We start from the raw sequence: 5994 nt of genomic DNA, 5'->3' as shown, positions 1-5994 counted from the left end.
GGCATGGGCACGCCCGGAGTCTATCCGGCGTCAAGTCACGCAGGCATAACCAACTACATTAATGATCGAAATGCGTTCGATTTCATATCCGCGCACCAACGCCCCTCGTGACCCTTGCCGACCATAGCTCGGAATGCGCCAGTTAAGGTCTTAAATCCCGTCCGGCAATCGGCCGCGCTTGAGCAGCTTGGCGCGAGCCTGCTTATAGTATTTCTCAACAGTAGCGGGGTCGACTCCAATTCGTTCACTGATCTGGTCGTAAACTTCCTTTCGCTTCATTCCGCGCTCACGGCGGCGCATCCAATCCAGGATTTCCTGCTCCCGGCCCGTTAGCCCCGAATAGTGAAAATCAGCCGCCAGCTGGTCCTTTTCCGACATCCAGATGGCAAATCCGCTTTGTGAAATATCCTGCAGCACCTCAGCCAAAAGTCCGCGCATCAGTCCGGTCTTGCTCACATATCCAGCCACCCCAAACCGACGACAGTGGTTAGCTTCGGCAACCGAATCTGATCCAGTGATAACTACGTGTGTCGATGAAGGTGATGCATCAACGACCTGCTCGATAACCGAGAGCCTATCACAGAGTGAGATCGGATTTACCCCCGGCAAGCCGGGGTCAATGAGAATGATGTTAAACTCGTGGGACTTCATTAGAGTCTTGGCTATATCTAATGTGGGAGCCCCAAGAAGAACGCTTTCGGTGAGGCAGTCCTTTAGTTCCTGGATCAGCGCCAGGCGCATTAAATCCTGATCTTCAATCACTAAAATCTGTTGCATAATGCGGTCCAATTATGACTGAAGCCCACACCCGCATAACGGGTCTAATGCTAAATATGATCGAGAAAAGCAACCTCAAATAGGGGGGGCCGCCCCCCTATTCCAGGAGACGGAATACGTCCATGGTTGCCGGCAACCTACAACGCGCGGTTGTGGTACACGCGAATCGAGGAATAGAGATCATGGACGAGCTCTCTTGTCGAAATGCCTCACAAGATTGGGGTCGGCCGCACGCAGGTCTGGTAACCCGCGACCACTATGTCGAACGGCGACGAGATCTGAATCTGGCATCCATCGACCTGAATCTGCTGGTGGCATTGGAAGCCCTGCTGGAAACCCGCAACGTCACGCATGCGGGCCTGCGCGTCGGCAAGAGTCAACCAGCGATGAGCCGGGCGTTGGCAATGCTGCGCGGCATTTTCAACGATGATCTCTTGGTTCGAGTCTCAAGGGGCTTCGTCTTGACGTCGCAAGGCGAACGCTTGGCCCTAATGCTGCCGTCGGCGTTGAATGCGATTCGGAAAATGGTGATGGATAGCAGCGTCAACACAGGGGAGCGGCTGTCGAAGGCCACGATCGCCGTGCCCGATCACCAAACGCTGCTCCTGCTGCCGCGGCTCATGCAGCGCGCGCCTCACCTTGAGATTGCCTCCCATTCGCTCTTTAAAGGCACCCTACAAGCGCTTGAAGAAGGCGATATCGATCTGGCCGTTGGGCAGATCGCCGCCGCTCTGCCAGGCTACTTGCGGCGCAGCCTCTATACTGACCACTTCGTGTGCTTGCTGCGCCACGACCACCCGGCACTGGCGCAGGAACGGACAATTGAGAGCGTTATGGCCCTGCGTCACGCCGCCATCAGCTCAGAATCCGGTAGCCAACTCGGGCAAATTTACGACGCTCTGCCAGAGCTAGGATCACCGGACCGCAGGATACGGTTTTCCAACGTGTTAACGGCCGCCACGGTGGCTGCGACTTCCGATATGGCCCTCGTTGTCCCGCACCGGGCGGCTATGCGATTTTCCGCCATGCTACCGCTCACGGCGGTCGACCTACCGATAAAAATGGAGCCCTATGAGGTTGCGCTGATCTGGCACGAGCGTTGGCATCGCGACCCAGAGCATAAATGGCTGCGCGGTGAGATCGCCGCAGCGCTAACTAAAGGAGCAAACTGACCCGGGGGCGCAGCAAATAGATAGCCTGCAGCTACCCAGTCCGAAACCAGACGCCATACTCGAAGCTATGCCTGTTGCAGACGGTATGAACCGGGGTCGGATGCTCGCATCGAGCTGCGACGAGGACCAGCGGGTTCTCCCGAAGTCATACGCTCTGTCGCCTGGACGCATGCGCTGGACGAACCATGAAAATCGTCCTCACGATGCCCCTGTCGAAGACATGCTCGCCGGAAACGACATAGCGGGCGGGTCAATTGCACAGGTTAACGGACTCAATAGTTCCAACCCTGAGACGCGCACCAATAAACCACGGTTGATGCTTCCGAATTGGCGTCGACCGACAGGCCTAATTATTGATTATCAGTTCGATTGCAGGGCCATCAGGGGTCGATCAATGAGTATAAAGGGATCCCGATTAAAATTGTCCGTATTTGTTTTGGAACGGCTGCCGCCCTCGTGTGTGCTTGCGCACTGCTCAATTTTGGCCCGGTTCTCGACATTGCAGCCGGTGCCATGATCCTAAAACGGTTCTTCAACTCCACAACTGGCCTCTATGTCGCGCTGGCTATGGCACTCTCACTAGGCTGCTGGTCGTTTGTTCTGTCCGAACACTACCGACAAGAGACCGGCCGATCACTGGGTCAGACCTTTGAAACTTTGCGCATGGCGGAAGAGACCCGGGTGGGCATCGTGCGGATTGCCGGCTGGCTTCGTCTCGCCAGCGAGACCAGAGAACTCGAGCCGGCGTTCGGGCGCCAAATCACATTGATCATCGCCAATATCGACCGACTACTGACGCTCGAACAGTTAAGCCAAAAAGAAATCGATCTTCTGCTCAAGGCCCGGGAAGTCATAAAGACGCAGGTCATGCCAATCGCGCTAATCGGGAGAGGCTATGATGACGCACTCCGGCGCACGGACGAAATTGAGCAGAATATGTCCGAAATCGGTCGTTTGGCAGCTGCTCACCGCATCAGCGTCAAAGAGAAAGCAAAGATCGCGATCGCTGCTACGCGTAACCGCTTCGTTTTCGCACTCGCGCTCGTTATGGTGGTTATTGGCTTCATAATAATAGCGCAACGTGCCGAGTTTTCCATGCGCCGCGATGAATACATTCGGGCTTTTTCGTTGCTGCATGCCCATATGACCCGATCACGCATTGTTGCACTTCGGCTGTTTCTTGGCTATTTGGGGGATCAGACTCCGCCATCGCCCGAGATGTTTAAGGCTGCACAAGACGCGGCGAAGGAACTCGAAGATATTACTAACGGGCTCATGCGGATCGCCAATTCAGGACGAGATCTTCGCACGGAGCCGCTCGGCAAACTTCTTCAAGAGAATCGTAGTGCACTTGACACCCACATTCGATTGGAAATCGACGACAACGCGAAAGAGTTGCAAGTTCCGGCGACCCAAGTTCGCTTGATTGTCGAAGAGCTTGTAAACAACGCTACGAAGGCTGTTCGGGGAAGGCAAGACAAGCAGGTCACGATCGGAGCTCGCCTTCTCAACCGACGCTTCTTGTTCGCGCGCAGGCTTCTCATTAAAATTTCGGATAACGGTGGTGGCATGACCTCGGATATTCGTGACAAAGCCGCAACGCCGTTCTTCTCGACCCAAGGAGGCGCGCACGTTGGCCTCGGTTTGACAGGCTGCATCGAAATGGTGAACGCGATGCGCGGCAGCGTCAGAATCACTTCGACGCCCGGGGTTGGAACTATCGTGCGTATTGTGTTGCCGATTGACACCGGTAGGATGGCAGTCATCTAACCGGCTTTATGCACGGCGCTGGAAGTTTGGCGGCCTGAGGTGGTGATCTGGTCGCCGTTTCGGTTCTTTTTGACGAGCTGGTGGGTGCCGGCGGGATGCGTCGTGGATGGAAAGCGGGGGTTTGCAGGTTGCGGTCGGCGGGTTCGTTTCGGGGCGTTGGCGCCCCGTCGGCTACGTCACGAGCTGCGGGATCCGATCAAGCACGATGCGCAGGATGCGCTGGTCCGGGCAGGAGGTCGGCAGGTGCAGGCGGATCTGGGTTTTCATCTCGACCACGCGCGCGGCGATCTTGATGAGGCGCAGTCGCAGCGTGTCGAATTGGGCGACTGCGAAGCTCGAGCGTTTCGGCATCGCGGCGCGCAGGCCCCACATGAGCCAGTAGGCGCCGGCATGCAGGGGGACTGTCAGGAATTCCGTGTGCGGGCGGGCGGTTGAACATTACGCCGCCATGGCCCGGATGAAGCGCTCGCCGAAGATGACGGCGAACTGGGCCTTGGCCATGGTCCACTCACGTGGCGGCATTTTCCACTCTTTCTCGGATCGGTTCAAGATCAGGCAGAGCAACTTGGTTGCCGCATCGTCGCTTGGGAAGTGGCCCCTGGCCCTGACAGCCCGCCTGAGCTTCGAGTTCAACGCCTCTATTGAGCTCGTGGTGTAAATGATCCGACGAACCTCGTCAGGGAACGCGAAGAATGATGACCTCGCGCCCCAGGCGCGCGGCCAGCTCTGGCCGATGGCGGGATAGCGCTGGCCCCAAGGGCCGGCCTCGAACGCCGCCAGCGCCTTTTCGGCGGCATCGGCATCGACGGCGCGGTAGATTTCCTTGAGTGCGCTGGAGAGGCTCTTGCGGTCTTTCCAGGACACGAAGTCCATCGAGTTGCGCAACAGGTGGACGATGCACGTCTGGACGATCGTCTCCGGGAACACTGCGGTGATCGCGTCCGGGAAGCCTTTCAGGCCATCGACGACAGCCAGAAGGATATCCTCTGTGCCACGCTTCTTGAGTTCGTTCATCACCCGCAGCCAGAACTTGGCGCCTTCATTCTGCTCGAGCCAGAGGCCCAGCACCTCCTTTGCACCATCGGCGCGCACGCCCAGTGCGATATGGATGGCCTTGTTGCGGACCATCCCTGCATCGCGGATCTTGACCCGGATCGCATCGAAGAAGACCAGCGGGTAAATCGGATCGTCGGATCGAGCGGCCTTTGCTGCCAAGTGGCGACTTCGTCGAGAACGGCGTCCGTCACCGTTGAGATCAGGTCCGCTGACACTTCGATGCCGTACAGATCGCGCAGGTGCCCGGTGATCTCCCGGGTGCTCATGCCGCGCGCGTACATCGATACGATCTTGTCATCAAAGCCGGGAAAACGGCGCTGGTACTTGGCGATCAGCTGCGGATCGAAACTCGACTGGCGGTCGCGCGGAACATCGATCTCCAGCTTGCCGGTCTCGGTCGTCACCGTCTTGCGGCCATAGCCGTTACGCGTATTGCCAGCGTCTTCGCCGCTCGCCAGATGGTGGTCCATCTCCGCGTTCAGCGCCCGCTCGGTCAGAGCCTTCTTGAGCGAATCCAGCAGGCCGCCCTGTTCGAAGGCAGCACTGGCTGCACCTCCTGCCAGCAGTTGGTCGAGAAGATCATTCGGTATTGCAGGTTCTTTGCGTCGGGTCATAGTGGGAATCCTTTTTACCCATTATGCCCGCCCGCACACGGAATTCCTGACAGTCCCGCAGACGCAGATGCTGGCCGGCCAGGGGATCAAGCTCGACCGCTCGACCCTGTCGCGATGGATCAAGACCCTCGCCTGGTGGACAAGGCCGGTCTACGAGCGACAGCTTCAGGTGATGCACGGCTTCCCCGGATCTTCTGCGACGAGACCCGCATGCCGGTGCGCCGGGAGGACAAGAAGACCGTCCACATCGGCCAGTTCTGGGCCCATGCGACCGATGACCGTCCCTGGAACGGGCCGGCGCCGCCGGCGGTCGTCTATGTCTATGCCGAAGGATGCGCGCACAAGGAGATCCGCGGGCAGCTGGCCGCCTTCCAGGGCCTAGTGGATTGATTCCAACGTTTGGTGCCCGCGTCTGACGGCGGCGATGATGTCGCCCGGATCGGCCTTCCATGCGAAGGGCTTGGGCTCGTGATTGTGCTCCTTGATGAAGCGGTTGATTGCGGTCTGGAGGTCGACGACGGAATGGAAGATGCCGTGCTTCAGGCGTCGGCGGGTGAGCTTGGCGAAGAAGCCCTCGACAGCGTTCAGCCACGAGCAGGATGTCG

The 5994-nt window shown here is 58.3% G+C and carries 4 protein-coding genes and 3 pseudogenes; 3 read left to right on the top strand and 4 right to left on the bottom strand.

What is annotated here, in order from left to right:
- Nucleotides 1-150 precede the first annotated feature (150 nt).
- Nucleotides 151-777 (bottom strand): DNA-binding response regulator, encoded by a 627-nt coding sequence (locus NKH05_RS32560; protein WP_352607889.1) that lies wholly within the window; start codon nucleotides 775-777, stop codon nucleotides 151-153.
- 182 nt (nucleotides 778-959) lie between these two features.
- On the opposite strand from NKH05_RS32560, the gene NKH05_RS32555 reads away from it, so the two are divergent.
- Both NKH05_RS32555 and NKH05_RS32550 read left to right on the top strand, forming a co-directional pair.
- Entirely contained in the window at nucleotides 960-1949 is a 990-nt protein-coding gene (locus NKH05_RS32555) for a LysR family transcriptional regulator (protein WP_352607891.1), read from the top strand.
- Nucleotides 1950-2318: 369 nt separating this feature from the next.
- Nucleotides 2319-3719, top strand: a complete 1401-nt coding sequence (locus tag NKH05_RS32550) for a sensor histidine kinase (RefSeq protein WP_353017858.1) — start codon at nucleotides 2319-2321, stop codon at nucleotides 3717-3719.
- 171 nt (nucleotides 3720-3890) lie between these two features.
- Here NKH05_RS32550 and NKH05_RS32545 read toward each other — a convergent pair.
- Together NKH05_RS32545 and NKH05_RS32540 are read right to left on the bottom strand one after the other, a co-directional pair.
- Nucleotides 3891-4115: pseudogene (locus NKH05_RS32545) on the bottom strand (transposase); the annotation flags it as partial.
- A gap of 42 nt (nucleotides 4116-4157) precedes the next feature.
- A pseudogene (locus NKH05_RS32540) lies at nucleotides 4158-5389 on the bottom strand (IS256 family transposase).
- A 114-nt stretch (nucleotides 5390-5503) separates the two neighbouring features.
- Between NKH05_RS32540 and NKH05_RS32535 the strand changes: the two are divergent.
- Nucleotides 5504-5779, top strand: a complete 276-nt coding sequence (locus tag NKH05_RS32535; protein WP_353017860.1) for an IS66 family transposase — start codon at nucleotides 5504-5506, stop codon at nucleotides 5777-5779.
- Here the strand turns inward: NKH05_RS32535 and NKH05_RS32530 are convergent.
- A pseudogene (locus tag NKH05_RS32530) lies at nucleotides 5768-5994 on the bottom strand (IS630 family transposase); the annotation flags it as partial. The gene NKH05_RS32535 and the pseudogene NKH05_RS32530 sit on opposite strands and share 12 nt — an antisense overlap.

The sequence above is a fragment of the Mesorhizobium sp. M1399 genome, from assembly GCF_040317735.1.
In the GTDB taxonomy this organism is placed as follows: domain Bacteria; phylum Pseudomonadota; class Alphaproteobacteria; order Rhizobiales; family Rhizobiaceae; genus Mesorhizobium.
Note: the sequence above shows the minus strand (reverse complement) of the source record. Positions and strands in the feature narration are given on the sequence as shown.